The sequence below is a fragment of the Pseudomonas sp. DY-1 genome (genome assembly GCF_003626975.1).
Taxonomy (GTDB): domain Bacteria; phylum Pseudomonadota; class Gammaproteobacteria; order Pseudomonadales; family Pseudomonadaceae; genus Metapseudomonas.
The window spans coordinates 503438-524369 of the sequence record NZ_CP032616.1; the positions used below are offsets into that span (position 1 = coordinate 503438).

At 61.9% G+C, this 20932-nt stretch carries 19 protein-coding genes and 1 pseudogene; 13 read left to right on the top strand and 7 right to left on the bottom strand.

Features of this window, described 5'->3' with window-relative positions; all coding sequences use genetic code 11:
• Positions 1 to 103: 103 nt before the first annotated feature.
• Positions 104 to 661: a histidine phosphatase family protein gene (locus D6Z43_RS02635; protein ID WP_120650208.1), complete on the top strand. Its 558-nt coding sequence runs from the start codon at positions 104 to 106 to the stop codon at positions 659 to 661.
• 26 nt (positions 662 to 687) lie between these two features.
• Here D6Z43_RS02635 and D6Z43_RS02640 read toward each other — a convergent pair whose 3' ends face one another.
• Complete coding sequence (locus D6Z43_RS02640) at positions 688 to 1188, bottom strand: methylated-DNA--[protein]-cysteine S-methyltransferase (RefSeq protein ID WP_120650210.1); 501 nt, start codon at positions 1186 to 1188, stop codon at positions 688 to 690.
• 2 nt (positions 1189 to 1190) lie between these two features.
• The gene (locus D6Z43_RS02645) at positions 1191 to 2051 is read right to left on the bottom strand and encodes a DNA-3-methyladenine glycosylase (protein ID WP_120655167.1); all 861 of its coding nucleotides are present in this window, start codon (positions 2049 to 2051) and stop codon (positions 1191 to 1193) included.
• Positions 2052 to 2258: 207 nt separating this feature from the next.
• Here D6Z43_RS02645 and speE point away from each other — a divergent pair, with 207 nt between their 5' ends.
• A complete protein-coding gene (gene speE, locus D6Z43_RS02650; RefSeq protein ID WP_120650212.1) occupies positions 2259 to 3119 on the top strand; it encodes a polyamine aminopropyltransferase in 861 nt (286 codons plus the stop codon).
• A 152-nt stretch (positions 3120 to 3271) separates the two neighbouring features.
• On the opposite strand, the gene D6Z43_RS02655 is transcribed toward speE, so the two are convergent.
• The 3 genes from D6Z43_RS02655 to D6Z43_RS02665 are packed head-to-tail and all read right to left on the bottom strand — an operon-like array spanning position 3272 to position 6330.
• Entirely contained in the window at positions 3272 to 4258 is a 987-nt protein-coding gene (locus D6Z43_RS02655; RefSeq protein ID WP_120650214.1) for an alpha-L-glutamate ligase-like protein, read from the bottom strand.
• 3 nt (positions 4259 to 4261) lie between these two features.
• Positions 4262 to 5788 (bottom strand): inactive transglutaminase family protein, encoded by a 1527-nt coding sequence (locus D6Z43_RS02660; RefSeq protein WP_120650216.1) that lies wholly within the window; start codon positions 5786 to 5788, stop codon positions 4262 to 4264.
• A gap of 5 nt (positions 5789 to 5793) precedes the next feature.
• Positions 5794 to 6330, bottom strand: coding sequence for an ATP-dependent zinc protease (locus D6Z43_RS02665; RefSeq protein WP_120650217.1), 537 nt, complete (start codon positions 6328 to 6330; stop codon positions 5794 to 5796).
• A 304-nt stretch (positions 6331 to 6634) separates the two neighbouring features.
• On the opposite strand from D6Z43_RS02665, the gene D6Z43_RS02670 reads away from it, so the two are divergent.
• The 5 genes from D6Z43_RS02670 to prpF all read left to right on the top strand — a co-directional run bounded on the left by D6Z43_RS02670 (position 6635) and on the right by prpF (position 13385).
• Positions 6635 to 7357, top strand: coding sequence for a GntR family transcriptional regulator (locus tag D6Z43_RS02670; RefSeq protein WP_120650219.1), 723 nt, complete (start codon positions 6635 to 6637; stop codon positions 7355 to 7357).
• On the top strand, positions 7354 to 8238 hold the full coding sequence (gene prpB / locus D6Z43_RS02675) for a methylisocitrate lyase (protein WP_120650221.1): 885 nt from the start codon (positions 7354 to 7356) through the stop codon (positions 8236 to 8238). Before D6Z43_RS02670 ends, prpB begins: the two co-directional genes overlap by 4 nt.
• Positions 8239 to 8323: 85 nt before the next feature.
• Positions 8324 to 9481 carry a 2-methylcitrate synthase gene (gene prpC / locus D6Z43_RS02680; protein WP_120650222.1) on the top strand — a complete coding sequence of 386 codons (1158 nt, stop codon included), beginning with the start codon at positions 8324 to 8326 and terminating at the stop codon, positions 9479 to 9481.
• Positions 9481 to 12102 carry a Fe/S-dependent 2-methylisocitrate dehydratase AcnD gene (gene acnD / locus D6Z43_RS02685; protein ID WP_120650224.1) on the top strand — a complete coding sequence of 874 codons (2622 nt, stop codon included), beginning with the start codon at positions 9481 to 9483 and terminating at the stop codon, positions 12100 to 12102. Before prpC ends, acnD begins: the two co-directional genes overlap by 1 nt.
• Before the next feature lie 95 nt (positions 12103 to 12197).
• The gene (gene prpF / locus D6Z43_RS02690) at positions 12198 to 13385 is read left to right on the top strand and encodes a 2-methylaconitate cis-trans isomerase PrpF (RefSeq protein ID WP_120650226.1); all 1188 of its coding nucleotides are present in this window, start codon (positions 12198 to 12200) and stop codon (positions 13383 to 13385) included.
• 52 nt (positions 13386 to 13437) lie between these two features.
• On the opposite strand, the gene D6Z43_RS02695 is transcribed toward prpF, so the two are convergent.
• Together D6Z43_RS02695 and D6Z43_RS28635 are read right to left on the bottom strand one after the other, a co-directional pair.
• Positions 13438 to 14256: a pyruvate, water dikinase regulatory protein gene (locus tag D6Z43_RS02695; protein ID WP_120650228.1), complete on the bottom strand. Its 819-nt coding sequence runs from the start codon at positions 14254 to 14256 to the stop codon at positions 13438 to 13440.
• A gap of 36 nt (positions 14257 to 14292) precedes the next feature.
• Positions 14293 to 14474 (bottom strand): annotated as a pseudogene (locus D6Z43_RS28635) (hypothetical protein).
• On the opposite strand from D6Z43_RS28635, the gene ppsA reads away from it, so the two are divergent.
• The 6 genes from ppsA (at position 14421) to D6Z43_RS02730 (ending at position 20908) form a co-directional block, all read left to right on the top strand.
• Positions 14421 to 16790 carry a phosphoenolpyruvate synthase gene (gene ppsA, locus D6Z43_RS02700; protein ID WP_120650230.1) on the top strand — a complete coding sequence of 790 codons (2370 nt, stop codon included), beginning with the start codon at positions 14421 to 14423 and terminating at the stop codon, positions 16788 to 16790. The pseudogene D6Z43_RS28635 and the gene ppsA overlap by 54 nt on opposite strands.
• Positions 16791 to 16855: 65 nt before the next feature.
• The gene (locus D6Z43_RS02705; protein WP_120650231.1) at positions 16856 to 17842 is read left to right on the top strand and encodes an alpha/beta fold hydrolase; all 987 of its coding nucleotides are present in this window, start codon (positions 16856 to 16858) and stop codon (positions 17840 to 17842) included.
• Positions 17843 to 18246: 404 nt separating this feature from the next.
• Positions 18247 to 18735 (top strand): ribonuclease E activity regulator RraA, encoded by a 489-nt coding sequence (gene rraA / locus D6Z43_RS02715; protein WP_120650233.1) that lies wholly within the window; start codon positions 18247 to 18249, stop codon positions 18733 to 18735.
• A gap of 47 nt (positions 18736 to 18782) precedes the next feature.
• A complete protein-coding gene (locus D6Z43_RS02720) occupies positions 18783 to 19778 on the top strand; it encodes a zinc transporter ZntB (protein ID WP_120650235.1) in 996 nt (331 codons plus the stop codon).
• A gap of 48 nt (positions 19779 to 19826) precedes the next feature.
• A complete protein-coding gene (locus D6Z43_RS02725) occupies positions 19827 to 20081 on the top strand; it encodes a CrfX protein (protein WP_174235567.1) in 255 nt (84 codons plus the stop codon).
• Between the two features lie 2 nt (positions 20082 to 20083).
• Positions 20084 to 20908 (top strand): mechanosensitive ion channel domain-containing protein, encoded by an 825-nt coding sequence (locus D6Z43_RS02730; RefSeq protein WP_120650239.1) that lies wholly within the window; start codon positions 20084 to 20086, stop codon positions 20906 to 20908.
• Positions 20909 to 20932: the final 24 nt, after the last annotated feature.

Consider the following 20932-nt stretch of genomic DNA (forward strand, 5'->3'; position numbering starts at 1 on the left):
AGCGTCCCCCCATGGGTTCCTGCCTTTGCATCGTTACGGCTAGCCCCGTCCCGGGCCTGTACAGGGCAACCCGCGGCCGGACGTTGCAACCGGCGGCCCGGCAATGACCCGCCTACTCGTCCTGATGATGATTGCGCTGCTGGCATTGCCGGCGGCAGCCGACCAGAAGTCGGCCTGGCAGGCGCTCCGCGAGGGCAAGGCCTTTCTCCTGCTGCGCCACACGACCGCCCCCGGTACCGGTGACCCGGAAGGCTTTCGGCTGGGGGATTGCAGTACCCAGCGCAACCTCAGTGACAAGGGGCGCCAGGAAGCGCGGCGCTGGGGCAAGCTCCTGGTGCGTCGTAAGGTCGAGCAACCGCGCCTCTATACCAGCACCTGGTGCCGTGCCCAGGACACCGCGCAGGAGATGGGGTTGGGGGCCGTCGAGACCCTGCCGGCACTGGATTCCTTCTTCAGTGACCCGGACAGCCAGGCCGCGCAAACGGTGGAGATGCGCAAGGCCATCGAAAAGGTGCCCAAGGACCGGCCGGTGGTGATGGTCAGTCATCAGGTGAACATCAAGGCACTGACCGGGGTTGAGCCGAAGAGCGGGGAAGGGCTGATCATCGAGCTGCCGCTGGCCGATCCGCCCAAGGTATTGGCGCGTGTCCGCCAGCCCTGAGATCGGACCGAAACCCAGTCTCTGGGCTAGATCAGCAGCAATTGGTCCTGTTCAGGCTGCAGCTTCACACCTTCAAGCTTCAGTAGCAGCGCCTTGCGCGGCAGGCCGCCGGCGTACCCGGTCAGGCTGCCGTCGCGGCCGATTACCCGATGGCAGGGAATGATGATGGAAATGGGGTTGGCGCCGTTGGCCGTACCTACAGCCCGCACTGCTTTGGGATTGCCGATGCGTTCCGCCAGCTCGCTGTAGCAGGTGGTGTGACCGTAGGGAATCTGCAGGAGCGCCTGCCAGACCCGCTGCTGGAAAGGCGTACCCCGTGGCGCGAGAAGCAGGTCGAAGCGCTTCAGGCGGCCGCCGAAGTAGCGGTCGAGTTGACGGCAAGGGTCATCCAGCCGTCGGCCGGCAGCTTCCCAGCGTTCGTCCGGGTAGCCGCGTCCCTCGTTGTCCATGTAGAGCATCTGCAGGCCGGACTCGTCGCCCGCCAGCAGCAGTGGGCCGGTGGGGCTTTCGTGGTAGCGGAAGTACATTTTCATTGCTCCTCGGCGTAGCTCTGCCAGAGATAGACGGCTGCGTAGGCCCGCCAGGGGCGCCACTGTTCAGCGCGTCTGGCCAGTTCCTTCGCGCTGATGCCGCCAGGGCCCCAGAGCGGCGACTTGAGCAGGCCCAGGTCGGCGGTGGGGAAGGCGTCTGGCTGGCCAAAGGCGCGCAGGGCGATGTACTCGGCCGTCCAGCGACCGATGCCGGGCAGGGCGCAAAGGCGTTCGACCAGGGCTTCGACGCCGGCGGCCAGGCTCAGTTCCAGGCTGCCGTCGGCCACCGCAAAGGCGAAGCGGCGCAATGTGTCGACGCGTTTGCCGGGCATGCCGATGCCGGGCAGCGGATCGTCGGCGATGGCTTGTGCAGAAGGGAAGAGCCGCTGCGGCCCGTCGAGTTCGGCATCCGCCAACGGCTCGCCAAGACGCTCCACCAGGCGTCCGGCAATGGTCACCGCTGCCTTCACGGTGACTTGCTGGCCGATGATGGTGCGCACGCCCTGCTCGAATGGGTCGAAGGCGACAGGCAGGCGCAGGCCCGGATAACGAGCCAGCAGTCCCTGTAGCAGAGGATCGCGGCCCAGGTGATGAGCGATGGCCGCCGGATCGCTGTCCAGGTCGAACATCTGGCGGATGCGCGGCGCCACTTGGGGGGCAAGGTCTCGGGCCGATGGGCTCAGCTCCAGTTCCAGGGCGCCGGGCAGCGGGCGCAAGCGAAACCAGCCGCTGCGCTCGCCCAGTCGGAAGCTGCGGCAGTAACTGTCGGCGGTCAGATGCTCGATACCAGGCAGCCGCCGCAGGGCGAAATGTTGCTGGAACTGCTTCCAGCTCCAGGGCTCGAAATAGTCAAGGCGCATGGACTTGGTGGGCTCGTGGGAATCGGAAAAGGGAGCGTTAGCGGTCATGGTGCGACGATATTCTCTTGGCGCTGCGCCGTCTCTGCAAAACTGACTTTCAAATTCCCCAGTCGCGGTTCGACCTGACATCGAAGCCACAGTAGAATGCGCGCCTTTTCATGGGGCGGTGGCACCGTCCGCTAATACAGCCAGCAGGGGAAACAACCCATGAGCGATTATCAGGAAACTCTCTACGACGGTTACGGCCAGCGCTTCCGCATGGACAAGCTGCTGCACGAAGTGCGCACCGAGCACCAGCACCTGGTGATCTTCGAGAACTCGCGCATGGGTCGTGTCATGGCCCTCGACGGTGTGATCCAGACCACCGAGGCGGATGAGTTCATCTATCACGAGATGCTCACCCACGTGCCTATCCTCGCCCATGGCGCGGTGAAGAGCGTCCTGATCATCGGTGGCGGCGACGGCGGCATGTTGCGCGAAGTGAGCAAGCATCGCGACATCGAGCGCATCACCATGGTCGAGATCGACGGCACCGTGGTCGAAATGTGCAAGGAGTTCCTGCCGAATCATTCCAAAGGCGCCTATGAAGATCCGCGCCTGAACCTGGTGATCGACGACGGCATGCGCTTCGTCGCCACCACTCAGGAGAAGTTCGACGTCATCATCTCTGACTCCACCGATCCCATCGGTCCGGGCGAGGTGCTGTTCTCCGAGAACTTCTACCAGGCCTGCCGCCGCTGCCTGAACGACGGCGGCGTGCTGGTCACCCAGAATGGCACCCCCTTCATGCAGCTCAGTGAGGTGCAGACCACTGCGAGCCGCATGGACAGTCTCTTCGCCGACTGGCACTTCTACCAGGCGGCCGTGCCGACCTACATCGGCGGCGCCATGACCTTCGCCTGGGGGGCTACCGACGCCGAACTGCGCAAGCTCCCGGTGGAAACCCTGCGCCAGCGTTACGCCGGCAGCGGTATCGTGACCCGTTACTACAACCCGGAAATTCATGTTGGCGCGTTCGCCCTGCCACAGTACGTCCTGCACGCGGTGAACAAGCCGAGCAACGACTGAGGTTGTCGGGGTAAATGAAGAAGGGGCCAGAAGGCCCCTTTTTTCGTGGATGAACAATGGGAGAGCGGGATTCTCTCACTCTGGTTCTCTTCCGGAGTTCCGGAAAAGAAAAAGCCCGGCGTGTGGCCGGGCTTATTCCTTGAAGCGATGAATCAGATCTCCGTCGGTCGCACGTGGCCGAAGAGTTCCTGGGAAAACCGTACGCGTTCGTCCGGGGTTTCCTGGATGCCCTTGGCTTTAAGCTCTTCGAGGCGTGCCTCGACGGCGTGTGCGCGATGGGTCAGGCCGCAGTCGTTGGCGATCTGGATGTTAAGGCCGGGACGAGCGTTGAGCTCGAGGATCAACGGCCCCTTGTCTTGGTCCAGCACCATGTCGACACCGATGTAGCCCAGGCCGCACAGCTCGTAGCAACCAGCCGCCAGTTTCATGAAGCCGTCCCAGTTGGGCAGCTGCACGCCATCAACCGCGTTGGTGGTGTCCGGGTGCTTGGCGATCTTGTTGTTCAGCCAGGTGCCGCGCAGGGTGACCCCGGTAGCCAGATCCACGCCAACGCCGATGGCGCCCTGGTGGAGGTTGGCCTTGCCGTTTGACTGCCGGGTCGGCAAGCGCAGCATGGCCATTACCGGGTAACCCATCAGCACGATGATGCGGATGTCCGGCACGCCTTCGTAGCTGATGCTCTTGAAGATCTGGTCAGGCGTCACACGGTACTCGATCAGCGCGCGGTCACGGTGCCCGCCGAGGGAGTAGAGACCGGTAAGAATCGAGGAGATCTGATGCTCGATTTCCTCGTGGCTGATGATCTTGCCAGAGACCGTCTTGTAGCGGCCTTCGAAGCGGTCGGCGATTACCAGGATGCCATCGCCGCCGGCGCCCTGCGCCGGCTTGATCACGAAGTCGTTGCGCTCGCCGATGATCTCGTTGAGCTTCTCGATTTCCTTCTCGGTGGAGATGACGCCGTACATCTCGGGTACGTGAATCCCCGCTTCGATGGCGCGCTGCTTGGTGATGATCTTGTCGTCGACGATCGGGTACAGGTGCCGTTTGTTGTACTTCAGCACGTAGTCCGCGTTTCGCCGATTGATACCCATGATGCCTTTGGCTTCTAGGGCTTTCCACGTCTTGATCAGGCCGAACATGGCTCAGTCCTTCAGGAAGGCTTTGAAGCGGAAGAGTTCGGTCAGGCGGTAGCCGCGGTAGCGACCCATCGCCAGCATGAAGCCCACCATGATCAGCAGCACTGCCGGGAAGGTGAAGATGAAGTAGGTCAGCTCCGGCACGGTCATCAGCAGGTGCGCCAGGGTGGCCGCTACCAGGGTGCCAATGGCCACTTTGAAGGCATGGCCGCCGCCGCGCTCTTCCCAGGTGATGGACAGGCGTTCGATGGTCATGGTCAGGATCACCATCGGGAACAGGGCGACGGACAGGCCGCGTTCCAGGCCGAGCTTGTGGCTCAGCAGGCTGATGACCGCGATCAGCACCACCACGAATGTCAGCACCACCGATAGTCGCGGCAGCATCTGCAGCTTCAGGTGTTCAAGATAGGAACGTAGCGACAGGCCAAGCGCCGTTATGATGGTGAAGAGCACGATTCCGAAGCCCAGCTGGGTTTCGCGGAAGGCGAGGGCGATCAGCACCGGGGTGAAGGTACCCAGGGTCTGCAGGCCGCCGAGGTTGCGCAGGATCAGGATCACCAGCACGCCAATCGGGATCATGATCATGATCTGGTAGGTCTGCTGGGTCTGCAGCGGCAGGCCGTAGAGCGAGTACTCGAGGAAATCGGCGTCGGTGTTCTCGTCGGTCAGCTTGGCCAGGCGGATGGCGTTCATCTCGCTGTTGTTCATGCTGAAGGTCACCTGGACCTTCTTGCCACCATCGACAGTGATCAGATTGTCATCACCGGTCCACCAGATCAGGCGGTCGCTGGGCAGGCCCTGCTCGCCGGTGTCCGGGTTGAAGTACAGCCAGTTCTCGCCGTTGAAGCTGCGCAGCCAGAGCTCGGGGCTCTGTGCTTGTTCGCTCATCAGGCGGATGGTGTGGACGCGCTCCATCGGCACATGAGCAATAGACAGCAGCAGCTCGATGGCCTTGGCCTTGTTCGGGGTGCCGGTGTCGCCGGCCAGCAGCAGCTTGACGTTGTCATCGTTCAGGTTGTTGACCCGCTTGATGGTCTCGCTGATGAAGGTCTCGACGTCAGCCGAGTGCTGGCGGATGGGAGCCAGCAGGGCTTCGGCGGCGATCTTCTCGGGACCTTCCACCGGAATGCTGTCGCGGAAGATCGGCCCCTTGTCCTTGGGCTTCTCGCCGCTATAGCGCTTGGTCAGTACCAGGCGGTAATAAAGGGTCTGGTTGCCACTGGCGCGACGCGCCGACCAGGTCACCTTTCGGTTGCCGTCAGCGCGATTGATGCTCACCCCATAGTTGTTGGAGATGAAGCTCTCGTTGAGGCTGACGTAGTCACGGTTCAGCGGCGGAACGAACATCTGGACCTTCACCGGATCGCGCGGGTTTGCCTGGAACTCGACCTTGGCGTCGATGTTCCAGAGATCGTCGGTCGCATCCTCGGTGATCGGAATGCCCTGGATGAATATCTGGTAGGCCGTTATCAGAACGCCCAGGCTCACCAACAGGGTGATCAGGACTTTCAGATGCAGGGTAAGAGAGCGCATGTGGGTTACTCGTCAGAGTTTGCGTCGGTGGCACAACCGGGTTTGCCGGCAGCGTATTTAAGGCTCGGGTCGACCAGTGCATCGAAGCGCTTGAGCGCCTCGGAACCGATCAGAAGCGGGTATTGGAAAGCACTACGGTCGGTGAGGTTCACTTCGATCTGCCGCAGGGCCTTGCCCATGCACACCTCCAGTTCGATGACCGGGCGTGCGGTGTAGGTCTTGCCTTCGTCGGGATTGAAGTCCCCGGCACGGCGCTTGATCTTGCTGATTCGGGCCAGGGGGCGCTCGATCGGATGTTCGTGGGCATCATCGATGGCCAGGTAGAAGCGCACCCAGGTCTCGCCGTCCTTCTTGAAGCGCTTGATATCCCGCGCACTGAGGGACGCGGTCTTGGCACCGGTATCGAGCTTGGCGGCGACCTCCAGGTCGAGATCCTTCAGCTTGGCGTATTCATTGAGGCCGTAAACGGTCTTCTCGTTGGCGAAGCCAAGTCCGGGGAGGGCGAGCAGGCAGGCAAACGGGGCGAAGGGCTTGAGTGTCATAAGTCCTTTGAGCGTAACGCGGTCATCGGTCCAGGAGCCCGGCCCACGGCCATCTTGGCGGCGGCGCCTGGTCTGGGAGTCTAGCAGGCAAGTCATTGGCGCCCAGACTGGCGCTGGCGGCGCGCATTCTAACACGCGGATTTTCCGGCGCGACAGACGCTTATGGCTTCGGGCGCACGAGCGTGATGCAGTACCCGGTTTTTCAGCTATTAGATGGATTGTCGACAATTGGTCGGTGATTGTTTGACATGGTGGGGTTGATGGCAGTAGTTTTGCTCAACCAAACAACAATGTGTCGACAATCATGCTGGACACCCCTGAAGCCCCCGTTACTGAACAGCTGGACTCGGAAACCCTCTCCGAGAGCGTCTTCCGGCGCATCCAGACAGCCATCGTGCGTGGCGAGATCGCTCCGGGCAGCAAGATCTCCGAACCCGAGTTGGCGCGGACCTACGGAATCAGCCGTGGGCCGCTGCGCGAGGCGATCCATCGCCTGGAGGGTCAGCGCCTTCTGGTGCGCGTGCCCCACGTCGGTGCGCGAGTGGTGTCCCTCGGTCACGCCGAGCTGATCGAGCTGTACGAGATTCGCGAGTCCCTCGAAGGCATGGCCTGCCGCCTGGCCGCAGAGCGCATGAGCCAGGCCGAGATCGACGAGCTGCGCCGGGTGCTGGATACCCACGAGCGTGACGAGGCCTTCCAGGCCGGACGCGGCTACTACCAGCAGGAAGGCGACTTCGACTTCCACTACCGGATCATCCAGGGCAGCGGCAACCAGACCCTGACCAAGATGCTCTGCGGCGAGCTTTATCAGCTCGTGCGCATGTACCGCCTACAGTTTTCTTCCGTGCCGAACCGGCCACGCCAGGCCTTCAACGAGCACCACCGCATTCTCGATGCCATCGCCGATCGTGACGGCGAGCTGGCCGAGCTGCTGATGCGCCGTCACATCGGTGCCTCAAAGCGCAACATCGAGCGCCACTACAAGGAAGCGCTCGCCAACCCGTCCAAAACACGAGGTGAGTCATGAGTCAGAAAACCGCCGGCCAGCGCTTCCGCGACGCCATTGCCGAGGAACATCCGCTGCAGGTCATCGGCGCCATCAACGCCAACCATGCGCTGCTTGCCAAGCGTGCCGGCTTCAAGGCCATCTACCTGTCTGGCGGCGGCGTCGCTGCCGGTTCGCTGGGTCTGCCGGACCTGGGCATCAACACCCTGGATGACGTGCTCACCGATGTACGCCGCATCACCGACGTCTGCGACCTGCCGCTGCTCGTGGATATCGACACCGGCTTCGGTCCCAGCGCGTTCAACATCGAGCGCACCATCAAGAACCTGATCAAGGCTGGCGCGGCTGCCGCTCACATCGAAGACCAGGTTGGCGCCAAGCGCTGCGGTCACCGTCCGGGCAAGGAAATCGTTTCAACCGAAGAGATGGCCGATCGTGTCAAGGCCGCTGCTGATGCCAAGACCGACCCGAACTTCTTCCTTATTGCCCGTACTGACGCCATTCAGGCCGAGGGCGTGGATGCCGCCATCGAGCGCTGCCTGCGCTATGTGGAAGCGGGTGCCGACGCCATCTTCGCCGAAGCGGCCTACGATTTGCCGACCTACAAGCGCTTCGTCGATGCGTTGGGCGTGCCGGTGCTGGCCAACATCACCGAGTTTGGCGCAACCCCGCTGTTCTCGCGCGACGAGCTGGCTTCGGTCGGCGTCGCCATCCAGCTCTACCCGCTGTCGGCTTTCCGTGCGGCCAACAAGGCAGCCGAAGCTGTCTACACCGCGATTCGTCGCGACGGCCATCAGAAAGAAGTCATCGACCTGATGCAGACTCGTGCCGAGCTGTATGACCGCATCGGCTACCACGCCTTCGAGCAGAAGCTCGATGCGCTGTTTGCTGCCAAGAAGTAACCGGAAGTGGGGCGCCCCGGTTGGCGGGGCGGCCTGCGGAATAACAAGACTCAAGCAACCGGATTGAAATGAGGAGAATCACGCGATGAGCGCTTCCGAAACCACTACTGCCTTCAAACCGAAGAAGTCCGTGGCCCTGAGTGGCACCGCCGCTGGCAACACTGCCCTGTGCACCGTTGGCCGTACCGGTAATGACCTGCACTACCGTGGCTACGACATTCTCGATTTCGCCAACGCCTGTGAGTTCGAGGAAATCGCTCACCTGCTGGTTCACGGCAAGCTGCCGAACGTTGCTGAGCTGGCCGGCTACAAGGCCAAGTTGAAAGCTCTCCGCGGCCTGCCGGCCGGTGTCAAGGCTGCCCTTGAGCAGTTGCCGCCGTCCGCCCATCCGATGGATGTGATGCGTACCGCCGTCTCCGTGCTGGGTTGCCTGTCCCCGGAGAAGGACGATCACAACCATCCGGGCGCTCGTGACATCGCTGACAAGCTGATGGCCTGCCTGGGCTCCGCGCTGCTCTACTGGTATCACTTCAGCCACAACGGCAAGCGCATCGACGTCGAGACCGATGACGACTCCATCGGCGGTCACTTCCTGCACCTGCTGCATGGCGAGAAGCCGCGCGCCTCCTGGGTCCGTGCGATGCACACCTCGCTGATTCTCTACGCCGAGCACGAGTTCAACGCCTCCACTTTCACTTCTCGCGTGATCGCCGGCACCGGCTCCGACATGTTCTCCTGCATCACCGGCGCCATCGGTGCGCTGCGTGGGCCGAAGCATGGCGGTGCCAACGAGGTGGCCTTCGAGATCCAGAAACGCTACGACAACCCGGATGAGGCGGAAGCCGACATCCGCGCCCGCGTCGAGAAGAAGGAAGTGGTGATCGGTTTCGGCCACCCTGTCTACACCGTGTCCGATCCGCGCAACAAGGTGATCAAGGAAGTGGCTCGCGAGCTCTCCGCCGAGCAGAGCAACACCAAGATGTTCGACATCGCCGAGCGTCTGGAATCGACCATGTGGGAAATCAAGAAGATGTTCCCCAACCTCGACTGGTTCAGCGCCGTCAGCTACCACATGATGGGCGTGCCCACCGCCATGTTCACTCCGCTGTTCGTCATCGCCCGTACCTCGGGCTGGTCGTCCCACGTCATCGAGCAGCGCATCGACGGCAAGATCATCCGCCCGAGCGCCAACTATGTCGGCCCGGAAGACCTGAAGTTCGTGCCCCTCAAGGACCGTAAGTGATGAACAGCCAATACCGTAAGAGCCTGCCCGGTACGGCGCTCGACTACTTCGACACCCGCGAGGCGGTGGATGCCATCGCCCCCGGTGCCTACGCCACGCTGCCATACACCTCCCGCGTGTTGGCCGAGCAGTTGGTGCGCCGCTGCGATCCGGCCATGCTGACCGATTCGCTCAAGCAGCTGATCGAACGCAAGCGTGACCTCGACTTCCCCTGGTACCCGGCCCGCGTGGTCTGCCATGACATCCTCGGGCAGACCGCCCTGGTGGATCTGGCCGGCCTGCGCGATGCGATTGCCGAGCAGGGAGGTGATCCGTCCAAGGTCAACCCGGTAGTGCCGACCCAACTGATCGTCGATCACTCGCTGGCCGTGGAGTTCGGCGGTTCCGATCCGGACGCCTTCGAGAAGAATCGTGCCGTCGAAGAGCGCCGCAACGAGGACCGTTTCCACTTCATCGAGTGGACCAAGACCGCGTTCAAGAACGTCGACGTGATCCCGGCCGGCAACGGCATCATGCACCAGATCAACCTGGAGAAGATGAGCCCGGTGATCCAGGCGCGAGGTGGCGTTGCCTTCCCGGACACCTGCGTTGGCACTGACAGCCACACCCCGCATGTGGACGCTCTTGGTGTGATCGCCGTCGGCGTCGGCGGCCTGGAAGCGGAAACCGTGATGCTCGGCCGAGCGTCTATGATGCGCCTGCCCGACATCGTCGGCGTCAAGCTGACCGGCAAGCGCCAGCCCGGCATCACTGCCACCGATATCGTCCTGGCTCTGACCGAGTTCCTGCGCAAGGAGAAGGTGGTGGGCGCCTATGTCGAGTTCTTCGGCGAGGGTGCTGACAGCCTGTCCATCGGTGATCGCGCCACCATCTCCAACATGTGCCCGGAGTACGGCGCCACTGCGGCGATGTTCTACATCGACCAGCAGACTATCGACTACCTCAAGCTGACCGGTCGCGAGCCGGAGCAGGTGGAGCTGGTGGAGAACTACGCCCGGACCACGGGTCTGTGGGCCGACGCACTGGTCACCGCCGAGTATGAGCGCGTGCTGCAGTTCGACCTGTCCAGCGTGGTGCGCAACATGGCGGGTCCTTCCAACCCCCATCGTCGCCTGCCGACTTCCGCGCTCGCCGAGCGCGGCATCGCCGACGAAGCGAAGCTGGAGGCCGGCAAGGCTGAGGAAGCCGATGGCCTGATGCCGGATGGCGCGGTGATCATCGCTGCCATTACCAGTTGCACCAATACCTCCAACCCGCGCAACGTCGTGGCCGCCGGCCTGCTGGCGAAGAAGGCCAACGACCTCGGGCTGGTGAGCAAGCCTTGGGTGAAGACGTCCTTCGCGCCGGGCTCGAAGGTCGCCAAGCTGTACCTGGAGGAATCCGGTCTACTGCCGGAACTGGAGAAGCTCGGCTTCGGCATCGTCGCCTACGCCTGCACTACCTGCAACGGCATGTCCGGTGCGCTGGATCCGGTGATCCAGCAGGAAATCATCGACCGTGACCTTTATGCCACGGCCGTGCTGTCCGGCAACCGTAACTTCGACGGACGTATCCACCCCTATGCCAAGCAGGCTTTCCTGGCTTCGCCGCCGCTGGTGGTGGCCTACGCGATCGCCGGCACCGTGCGTTTCGACATCGAACAGGATGTGCTGGGCCATGACCAGGCTGGCAACCCTGTCACCCTGAAGGACCTGTGGCCGAGCGACGAAGAGATCGACGCCATCGTCGCTGCCTCGGTGAAGCCCGAGCAGTTCAAGCAGATCTACATCCCGATGTTCGACCTCGGCACCGTGAAGGAAGCCGAAAGTCCGTTGTACGACTGGCGTCCGATGAGTACCTACATCCGCCGTCCGCCGTACTGGGAAGGCGCTCTGGCCGGTGAACGCACCCTTAAGGGCATGCGCCCCTTGGCTGTACTGCCGGACAACATCACCACTGACCACCTGTCGCCGTCCAACGCCATCCTCGCCAACTCGGCGGCTGGCGAGTACCTGGCGAAAATGGGTCTGCCGGAAGAGGACTTCAACTCCTACGCCACTCACCGTGGCGATCACCTCACCGCGCAACGCGCCACCTTCGCCAACCCGCAGCTGGTGAACGAAATGGCCGTGGTGGATGGTGAGGTGAAGAAGGGCTCCCTGGCCCGCGTTGAACCGGAAGGCAAGGTCATGCGCATGTGGGAAGCCATCGAGACCTACATGGATCGCAAGCAGCCGCTGATCATCATTGCCGGCGCCGACTACGGCCAGGGCTCTTCCCGTGACTGGGCAGCCAAGGGCGTGCGCCTGGCGGGTGTCGAGGCGATCGTGGCCGAAGGCTTCGAGCGTATCCACCGCACCAACCTGATCGGCATGGGCGTGCTGCCGCTGGAGTTCAAGCCGGGTGCCACCCGCAAGACCCTCGGCATCGACGGCACCGAGACCTTTGACGTGATCGGTGAGCGCAAGCCGCGTGCCGACCTGACCCTGGTCATCCGCCGTACCAATGGCGAATCCATCAAGGTCCCTGTGACTTGTCGCCTGGATACCGCCGAAGAGGTGTCGATCTACGAGGCTGGTGGTGTACTGCAGCGCTTCGCCCAGGACTTCCTTGAGTCCTCGTCGCAGAAAGCTGTCGGCTAGCCCATCTGTAGGCGCGAGCTTGCTCGCGAATGGCTCCCAGTGCGGGGGGTTATTCGCGGGCTAGCCCGCTCCTACCGTACCTACAGGACATGAGAATGGCCCACGTACCTCAAGTGAAAATCCCCGCCACCTACATTCGCGGTGGCACCAGCAAGGGTGTGTTCTTCCGCCTGCAGGACCTGCCCGAGCGCTGCCAGGTGCCGGGCGCGGCGCGCGATGCGCTGTTCATGCGCGTCATCGGCAGCCCTGATCCTTACTCCGCTCATATCGACGGGATGGGTGGGGCCACCTCCAGCACCAGCAAGTGTGTGATCCTGTCGAAGAGCAGCCAGCCGGATCACGACGTGGACTATCTCTACGGGCAGGTCTCCATCGACAAGGCCTTCGTCGACTGGAGCGGCAACTGCGGCAACCTCTCTACCGCCGCCGGAGCCTTTGCGCTGCATGCAGGGCTGGTGGATCCGGCGCGGATACCTGACAACGGCACCTGCGTGGTGCGCATCTGGCAGGCCAATATCCAGAAAACCATCATTGCCCATGTTCCGGTCACCAATGGCCAAATCCAGGAAACCGGCGACTTCGAGCTCGACGGTGTGACCTTCCCCGCGGCGGAAATCGTGCTGGAATTCCTCGATCCGTCCGACGACGGCGAGGAGGGTGGTTCCATGTTCCCGACCGGAAACCTGGTGGACGACCTGGAGGTGCCGGGTATCGGTACCCTCAAGGCGACCATGATCACTGCGGGTATCCCTACGGTGTTCGTCAATGCCGAGGCCATCGGCTACAGCGGCACGGAGTTGCGCGAAGACATCAACGGTAATCCTGAGGCACTGGCTCGGTTCGAGGCGATCCGGATTGCCGGGGCTTTGCGCATGGGGCTGATCAAGAGTGCGGAGGAGGCTGCGACCCGGCAGCACACGCCGAAGATCGCCTTTGTTGCACCGCCCAGGGATTACCTGTCTTCCAGTCGCAAGGAAGTGAAGGCTGGCGACGTCGACCTGCTGGTGCGCGCACTGTCCATGGGCAAGCTGCATCACGCCATGATGGGTACCGCAGCGGTAGCTATCGGGACCGCTGCTGCGATCCCCGGTACCCTGGTGAACCTCGCGGCTGGTGGCGGCAAGCGCAATGCGGTGCGTTTCGGGCATCCGTCGGGCACTCTGCGAGTTGGTGCCGAGGCCTGCCAGGTAGATGGCCAGTGGCAAGTCACCAAGGCTATCATGAGTCGTAGCGCCCGCGTGCTAATGGAAGGATGGGTACGAGTACCTGGCGATTCCTTCTAAAGCGGCAGTCGTGAAAAAGCCCGCCGAAGCGGGCTTTTCTTCCGGGATCGGCTTACTTGAGGCGTCGTTCGACACCTTTCTCCACCAGGATCTTGGCGGAAATCTCTTCTACCGAGAAATGCGTGGAGTTGATGAAGGTGATGTTCTCGCGGCGGAAGAGATTCTCCACCTCGCGCACCTCGAACTCGCACTGGGCGAAGCTGGCATAGCGGCTGTTCGGCTTGCGCTCGTTGCGGATGGCGGTAAGGCGGTCGGGGTCGATGGTCAGGCCGAAAAGCTTGTCCTTGTACTTCTTCAGGGCGGCAGGGAGCTGCAGTCGCTCCATGTCCTCTTCGGTAAGCGGATAATTTGCGGCACGAATTCCGTATTGCATTGCCATATAAAGGCAGGTCGGCGTCTTGCCGCAGCGGGATACCCCGACGAGGATCAGGTCGGCCTTGTCGTAGTAATGAGTGCGGGCGCCATCGTCATTGTCCAGGGCGAAGTTCACAGCTTCGATCCGCTCCATATAATTGGAGTGGTGACCGATGGAGTGGGATTTGCCGACCGAGTAGGACGAATGTGATGTAAGTTCCTGTTCCAGCGGCGAAAGGAAGGTCGAGAAGATGTCGATCATGAAGCCGTTGGAAGTGGCCAGGATGTCGCGGATTTCCTGGTTTACGATAGTGTCGAAGATGATCGGACGGGCACCGTCTACATCCGCAGCCTTGTTGATTTGCTGTACCATGGCGCGCGCTTTTTCAACGCTGTCGATATAGGGCCGCGTGATCTTGTTGAAGGTGATGGTTTCGAACTGCGCCAGGAGGCTCTGGCCAAGGGTTTCCGCAGTGATACCGGTACCGTCGGAGATGAAGAAAGCGGTTCGTTTCATTTGCGCCAAAGGCCTTAAGTCGGGAACGATTCTTGGCTATGATAGGCCGCGTTTTTCGCCAGGCCCGAGCCGGTCGGCATTGTGACGTATTTTTCTGGACCAGCGCCAGAACGCTGCGGAGCTGTTCCGCATGAGCTTTTCCAACAAATAGTGGAGAGATCACCTTGGTAGAGTACGTAGTTTCCCTCGATAAGCTCGGCGTTCACGATGTTGAGCATGTGGGGGGCAAGAACGCATCCCTGGGCGAGATGATCAGCAATCTGGCTGGTGCCGGTGTTTCCGTTCCCGGTGGTTTCGCCACTACTGCCCAGGCCTACCGTGACTTCCTCGAGCAGAGCGGCCTGAACGATCGCATCCATGCGGCCCTCGACGCCCTGGACGTGGATGACGTCAACGCCCTCGCCAAGACCGGTGCGCAGATTCGCCAGTGGGTAATGGATGCCGAGTTCCCGACCCGCCTGGATGCGGAAATCCGCACCGCCTTCGCCGCCATGGCTGGCGACAATCACAACATGGCCGTGGCCGTGCGTTCCTCCGCCACCGCCGAGGACCTGCCCGACGCATCCTTTGCCGGCCAGCAGGAAACCTTCCTGAACATCCGTGGCGTGGACAACGTGATCCGTGCCGCCAAGGAGGTGTTCGCCTCCCTGTTCAACGATCGTGCCATCGCCTACCGCGTGCACCAGGGCTTCGACCACAAGCTGGTCGCCCTGTCCGCTGGCGTGCAGCGCATGGTCCGCTCGGAAACCGGCACTGCCGGCGTGATGTTCACCCTGGATACCGAATCCGGCTTCCGTGACGTGGTGTTCATCACCTCCGCCTACGGCCTCGGCGAGACCGTGGTACAGGGTGCCGTCAACCCTGACGAGTTCTACGTGCACAAAGCGACCCTGGAAGCTGGTCGTCCGGCCATCCTGCGCCGCAACCTGGGCAGCAAAGCGATCAAGATGGTCTATGGCGAGGAAGCCAAGGCTGGCAAGTCGGTGAAGACCGTGGACGTGGACCGCGCTGACCGCGCTCGCTTCTCCCTGTCCGACGCCGAAGTGACCGAACTGGCCAAACAGGCTCTGATCATCGAGAAACACTACGGCCGCCCGATGGACATCGAGTGGGCCAAAGACGGTGACGACGGCAAGCTGTACATCGTTCAGGCCCGTCCGGAAACCGTGAAGAGCCGCTCCAGCGCCACCGTAATGGAGCGCTACCTGCTCAAGGAAAAGGGCAAGGTCCTGGTGGAAGGTCGTGCCATCGGCCAGCGCATTGGCGCCGGCCAGGTCCGCGTGATCCACGACGTATCCGAGATGGACAAGGTTCAGCCGGGCGACGTACTCGTCTCCGACATGACCGACCCGGACTGGGAGCCCGTGATGAAGCGCGCCAGCGCTATCGTCACCAACCGTGGCGGTCGTACCTGTCACGCGGCGATCATCGCCCGCGAGCTCGGCATTCCGGCTGTAGTGGGTTGTGGCAATGCCACTCAGGTGCTTCAGGATGGCCAGGGCGTAACCGTTTCCTGCGCCGAGGGTGACACCGGCTTCATCTTCGAAGGCCAGCTGGGCTTCGATATTCGCACCAACTCCGTCGATGCCATGCCCGACCTGCCGTTCAAGATCATGATGAACGTCGGCAACCCGGATCGCGCCTTCGACTTCGCCCAGTTGCCCAACGAGGGTGTAGGTCTGGCACGTCTGGAATTCATCATCAACCGCATGATCGGCGTGCATCCAAAGGCGCTGCTGAACTTCGCCAGCCTGCCGGCGGAGATCAAGGAAAGCGTCGAGAAGCGCATCGCCGGTTACAACGATCCGGTCGGCTTCTACGTCGAGAAGCTCGTTGAAGGCATCAGCACCCTGGCCGCTGCCTTCTGGCCGAAAAAAGTCATCGTGCGCCTGTCGGACTTCAAGTCCAACGAATACGCCAACCTGATCGGCGGCAAGCTGTACGAGCCGGAAGAAGAGAACCCGATGCTGGGCTTCCGCGGTGCTTCCCGCTACATCAGCGAGTCCTTCCGTGACTGCTTCGAACTGGAATGCCGTGCGCTGAAGAAAGTGCGCAACGAGATGGGTCTGACCAACGTCGAGATCATGGTGCCCTTCGTGCGCACCCTGGGTGAGGGGAGCCAGGTGGTCGAGTTGCTGGCCAGCAATGGCCTGAAGCGCGGCGAGAATGGCCTGAAGGTCATCATGATGTGCGAGCTGCCATCCAACGCACTGCTGGCCGATGAGTTCCTGGAATTCTTCGATGGCTTCTCCATCGGCTCCAACGACCTGACTCAGCTGACCCTGGGCCTGGACCGTGACTCCGGCATCGTCGCTCATCTGTTCGACGAGCGTAATCCGGCGGTCAAGAAGCTGCTGGCCAATGCTATTGCCGCCTGCAACAAGGCTGGCAAGTACATCGGCATCTGCGGCCAGGGCCCCTCCGACCACCCGGACTTGGCCAAGTGGCTGATGGAGCAGGGTATCGAGAGCGTGTCTCTGAACCCTGACTCTGTACTGGATACCTGGTTCTTCCTGGCGGAAGGCCAGGCCTGATCCCTCGTAAGTCGAAACGAAAAGGGCGGGTTCGAAACCCGCCCTTTTTTGTGCAAGCAGCAATCATGCAAAGCAGTAGCGAACTCTTTCCCGTTGCGCTGATGAGCGCAGAACTCCGTGGCGACCTGACTGAAGATGTCTATCGCCTGAAGCCCGGCAACAGCCCCGACCCCAGCGTCGAATTGGTGCTGACGCGCCTTGGCCTCCTGGGGCAGGAGGATGTCCGGGGTGTGCCGGTCATACTGGTCCACGGCAGTTTTTCCAATCGCCGGTTCTGGTATTCGCCCAAGTGCCTGGGTCTTGGGCCATATCTAGTCCGTGCCGGCTTCGATGTGTGGATCGCCGAGATGCGCGGCCACGGCCTGTCGCCGCGCAACCAACAGTACCGACGTAACCGAGTGGCCGATTACGCGCGCTTTGATCTGCCCGCCATTGCCGCTTTCGTTCGCGAGCAATGTGGTCAGGTGCCGCACTGGATAGGCCATTCCCTGGGCGGCACGACCCTTGCCGCTGCCCTTGGTGGACACTATCTGGGCGAAGAGGACGTGGCGTCCGCCGCACTGTTCGGTAGTCAGGTCAGCCGCGTCTACTGGCCGCTGAAGATGCCGCCGGTGGAGTGGGGTGGTCGGTTGCTGCTCAAGCGCTTCGAAGTGCTGTCGGGCTCGCGTCTGAAGCGAGGTCCGGAAGACGAGCCTATCGGCCTTGCTCTGGAAAGCATGCGCTGGCACGGCCTGTTCGGCCGATTCGGGGACGACGAGCGGGATTGGTGGGCCGGGTTATCGGATGTGCGCATCCCTGTGTTGGGGGTGGCGGCCGCGGGTGACCAGCAGGACCCAGTCTGGGCGTGCCGCAAGCTGTTGGAGCAGGTGCCTCGGGAGTACCGCCATTTCCTGCGACTGGCCAAGGACGAAGGATTCAGCGACGACTTCGGTCACATCGAGATGCTGGTGAGCAAGGCTGCCGAGCGTGAGGTCTGGCCGCTGGTTGCCCATTGGTTGGAACGCCTGTCTTTGCCCGTGACAACGCCGACCGCTGAGGTCACGGCGCTCTAGTCCGCTGCCTGCCCGCAGTTTCCGGTTTCGGGTGTCGGGAGGCTGTGCTAAAGATGGCGGGAATCGCGGAGTGGCGGAGGCTCCATATTCGTGGCGCTGGAGTGGTTGATCAATCTGCAGGATGGTTATTGAGGCACGTTTCAGGTGTGCAGGCGGTCATAGTTGCTGAGCGTCGTTGATCAGCACTCGATCCTCGTGGAAAATCGCTGCCCGCGTCAGGGCGAGCCGCTGCATTCGGCCACTTTTCGCGGTGGCGCGCTGCGTTGTTCCAGGTATGGCGGCCTCTTCGACCTGGCCAGTGGTCGTCCAGTCAATGCGCCTTGCCCTCCGTTGTAGCGCGTGACGCCGACCTTTGACGGCGACCGCATCGGTCTCGATCTGTAACTGTTATCAAGGAGATTTCCATGCAATACGTTACCCCTGATCTGTGCGATGCCTATCCGGACCTGGTCCAGGTCGTCGAGCCAATGTTCAGTAACTTTGGCGGGCGCGATTCCTTCGGCGGCGAAATCGTCACCATCAAGTGCTTCGAGGACAACTCCCTGGTCAAGGAGCAGGTCGACCTGCCGGGTAAGGGCAAGGTGCTGGTGGTTGACGGCGGTGGCTCCCTACGTCGCGCTCTTTTGGGCGACATGCTTGCCGAGAAGGCCGCGAAGAACGGTTGGGAAGGCATCGTTGTCTACGGTTGCATCCGTGACGTCGACGTGATCGCTCAGACCGACCTGGGTGTCCAGGCCCTGGCCAGCCATCCGATGAAGACCGACAAGCGCGGCATCGGAGACCTGAATGTGGCGGTCACCTTTGGTGGTGTCACCTTCCGCCCGGGCGAGTATGTGTACGCGGACAATAACGGCATCATCATTTCGCCCAAGCCCCTGGAAATGCCGGCCTGATCGAGAGGGCCCGGCGGAAGCCGGGCTTTTTCTTCCAAGGAGACTGAATGTTCGAGGAGCAGAACGCCCAGTGGGGGCTAGTACATGCCTTTGTGCTGGACGGGAAGGGAGGCGCCGAGCCGATTTCACGGGAGGTGCTGGCAGAACTGAAACTGGCGCCCGCGCAAAGTCTCTGGTTGCACTGGGACCGTAGCCACCCCTTGGCGCGGCGTTGGCTGCGGGAGCAGAGCGGGCTATCCGAATTCGCCTGCGACCTGCTGCTGGAAGAAAGCACTCGGCCGCGCATGCTGGCCCTACCTGATGACGAGTTGCTGCTGTTCCTTCGTGGCGTGAACCTAAATCCAGGAGCCGTCCCCGAGGACATGGTGTCGGTGCGTATCTTTGCTGCGGCGCAGCGCATTGTCTCGCTACGCCTGCGACCCCTGCATGCCACGGATGAGCTTATCGAGCAGTGGGCAAAGGGTACTGGCCCGAGGGTGGCATCCGAGGTGCTGCTCTATCTGGCCGAGCATCTGACCGTGAAGATCGACTCGCTGGTGGCGGAGTTGTCCGAGACCATCGATGAGCAGGAAGAGCAGCTCGACAATAACGAACGCTTCCGCCCCGATCATGACCTGATGATGCAAATTCGTCGTCGCGCCGCCGGCCTCAAGCGATTTCTGTCTCCCCAGCGCGATATCTATGGCCAGTTGGTGCGCAGCAGGATGCCCTGGTTCGTCGATGACGACAGTGACTACTGGAACGAGTTGAACAACAGGCTGACTCGCTATCTGGAAGAGTTGGAGCTGATTCGCGAGCGCATCGGCCTGGTGCTGGAAAGCGAGAGTCGCCGCCAGGGAGAACGGACCAGTCGGACCATGTACCTGCTTGGCATTACCACCGGTTTTTTCCTGCCGCTGAGCTTCATCACCGGCTTGCTGGGAATGAATGTAAGGGGAATTCCCGGAGACGAGACGTCTTATGGCTTCATCATTGCCTGCGTATTCATTCTCGGCATAGCAGGGTTCCAGATTTGGTTGTTTCGTCGTTTGCGCTGGCTTTGATGTGACCTGAGCCGACCCGGGCACGTCTAGCCGACATATCCACGCGAGGTGCGCATGCACGATCCGTTTGAAGAATCCCTGCGGGACCTGCTCAAGGCGTCTCCGCAGCCCGATCATGATGATGACGCTACCCTGGGCCGCGTGCTCAAGACTGCCAATCGTCAGGTGGGGGCGGGGGACCTGTTCAGCCTCATGGGTCACTGGCTCGACGCCATGATGATCGCCCTCAACAATGGTTCGCCCCACTTGGCGCCTGTTTCGCGCCGCAACGCTTCTGTCCGTTCTGAAGATAAGGCTGATTGAACATGGAATTCGACCCCTGGACTCAAGGTCTCGTTAACGCCATGACCTCGGTATGGACGCCGGTAGCGGGCTTCATCCCGCGCCTGTTCGGCGCGCTGGTCGTGGTTCTGCTGGGCTTCGTGGTGGCCAAGCTGCTGGATACCCTTCTGTCCAAACTGCTGGCCAAGTTGGGTCTGGATCGCCTGATGGGGGGCACCGGTCTGACCAAGATGCTGGCCCGTGCCGGGATTCAGGTGCCGGTTTCCACCTTGATTGGCAAGATCGTCTACTGGTTCGTACTGCTGATCTTCCTGGTATCCGCGGCCGAATCCCTGGGGCTGGACCGCGTTTCAGCGACCCTCGATGTGCTGGCTCTCTATTTGCCCAAGGTGCTGGGCGCGGCGCTCGTGCTGCTCGCAGGGGTGCTGCTGGCGCAACTGGTCAGCGGGCTGGTGCGTGGCGCGGCTGAGGGCGTTGGCCTGGAGTACGCCCATGGTCTGGGCAGACTTGCCCAGGGCCTGGTCATCATCATCAGCATCTCCGTGGCCATTGGCCAACTGGAGGTCAAGACCGAACTGCTGAACAACGTTATCGCGATCGTGCTGATCTCCATCGGCCTGGCAGCAGCGCTGGCACTGGGTCTTGGCAGTCGCGAGATCGCCGGGCAGATCCTTGCAGGAATCTATGTGAGGGAGCTTTATCAGGTTGGGCAACAAGTGAAGGTTGGCGATGTCGAAGGGCAGATCGAGGAGATCGGCACGGTGAAGACCCTGCTGCTCACCGAGGAAGGTGAGCTGGTATCGGTGTCTAACCGTACTTTGCTCGATCAACGGGTAACCAGCCGCTAACACGACGGCATTTCCCTGCTAATG

Excerpts from the sequence above, each read along its gene's own strand:
- D6Z43_RS02635 (WP_120650208.1), top strand. The coding sequence starts at position 104 with ATGACCCGCCTACTCGTCCTGATGATGATTGCGCTGCTGGCATTGCCG.
- D6Z43_RS02640 (WP_120650210.1), bottom strand. The coding sequence starts at position 1,188 with ATGTACTTCCGCTACCACGAAAGCCCCACCGGCCCACTGCTGCTGGCG.
- D6Z43_RS02645 (WP_120655167.1), bottom strand. The coding sequence starts at position 2,051 with ATGCGCCTTGACTATTTCGAGCCCTGGAGCTGGAAGCAGTTCCAGCAA.
- speE (WP_120650212.1), top strand. The coding sequence starts at position 2,259 with ATGAGCGATTATCAGGAAACTCTCTACGACGGTTACGGCCAGCGCTTC.
- D6Z43_RS02655 (WP_120650214.1), bottom strand. The coding sequence starts at position 4,258 with ATGTTCGGCCTGATCAAGACGTGGAAAGCCCTAGAAGCCAAAGGCATC.
- D6Z43_RS02660 (WP_120650216.1), bottom strand. The coding sequence starts at position 5,788 with ATGCGCTCTCTTACCCTGCATCTGAAAGTCCTGATCACCCTGTTGGTG.
- D6Z43_RS02665 (WP_120650217.1), bottom strand. The coding sequence starts at position 6,330 with ATGACACTCAAGCCCTTCGCCCCGTTTGCCTGCCTGCTCGCCCTCCCC.
- D6Z43_RS02670 (WP_120650219.1), top strand. The coding sequence starts at position 6,635 with ATGCTGGACACCCCTGAAGCCCCCGTTACTGAACAGCTGGACTCGGAA.
- prpB (WP_120650221.1), top strand. The coding sequence starts at position 7,354 with ATGAGTCAGAAAACCGCCGGCCAGCGCTTCCGCGACGCCATTGCCGAG.
- prpC (WP_120650222.1), top strand. The coding sequence starts at position 8,324 with ATGAGCGCTTCCGAAACCACTACTGCCTTCAAACCGAAGAAGTCCGTG.
- acnD (WP_120650224.1), top strand. The coding sequence starts at position 9,481 with ATGAACAGCCAATACCGTAAGAGCCTGCCCGGTACGGCGCTCGACTAC.
- prpF (WP_120650226.1), top strand. The coding sequence starts at position 12,198 with ATGGCCCACGTACCTCAAGTGAAAATCCCCGCCACCTACATTCGCGGT.
- D6Z43_RS02695 (WP_120650228.1), bottom strand. The coding sequence starts at position 14,256 with ATGAAACGAACCGCTTTCTTCATCTCCGACGGTACCGGTATCACTGCG.
- D6Z43_RS02705 (WP_120650231.1), top strand. The coding sequence starts at position 16,856 with ATGCAAAGCAGTAGCGAACTCTTTCCCGTTGCGCTGATGAGCGCAGAA.
- rraA (WP_120650233.1), top strand. The coding sequence starts at position 18,247 with ATGCAATACGTTACCCCTGATCTGTGCGATGCCTATCCGGACCTGGTC.
- D6Z43_RS02720 (WP_120650235.1), top strand. The coding sequence starts at position 18,783 with ATGTTCGAGGAGCAGAACGCCCAGTGGGGGCTAGTACATGCCTTTGTG.
- D6Z43_RS02730 (WP_120650239.1), top strand. The coding sequence starts at position 20,084 with ATGGAATTCGACCCCTGGACTCAAGGTCTCGTTAACGCCATGACCTCG.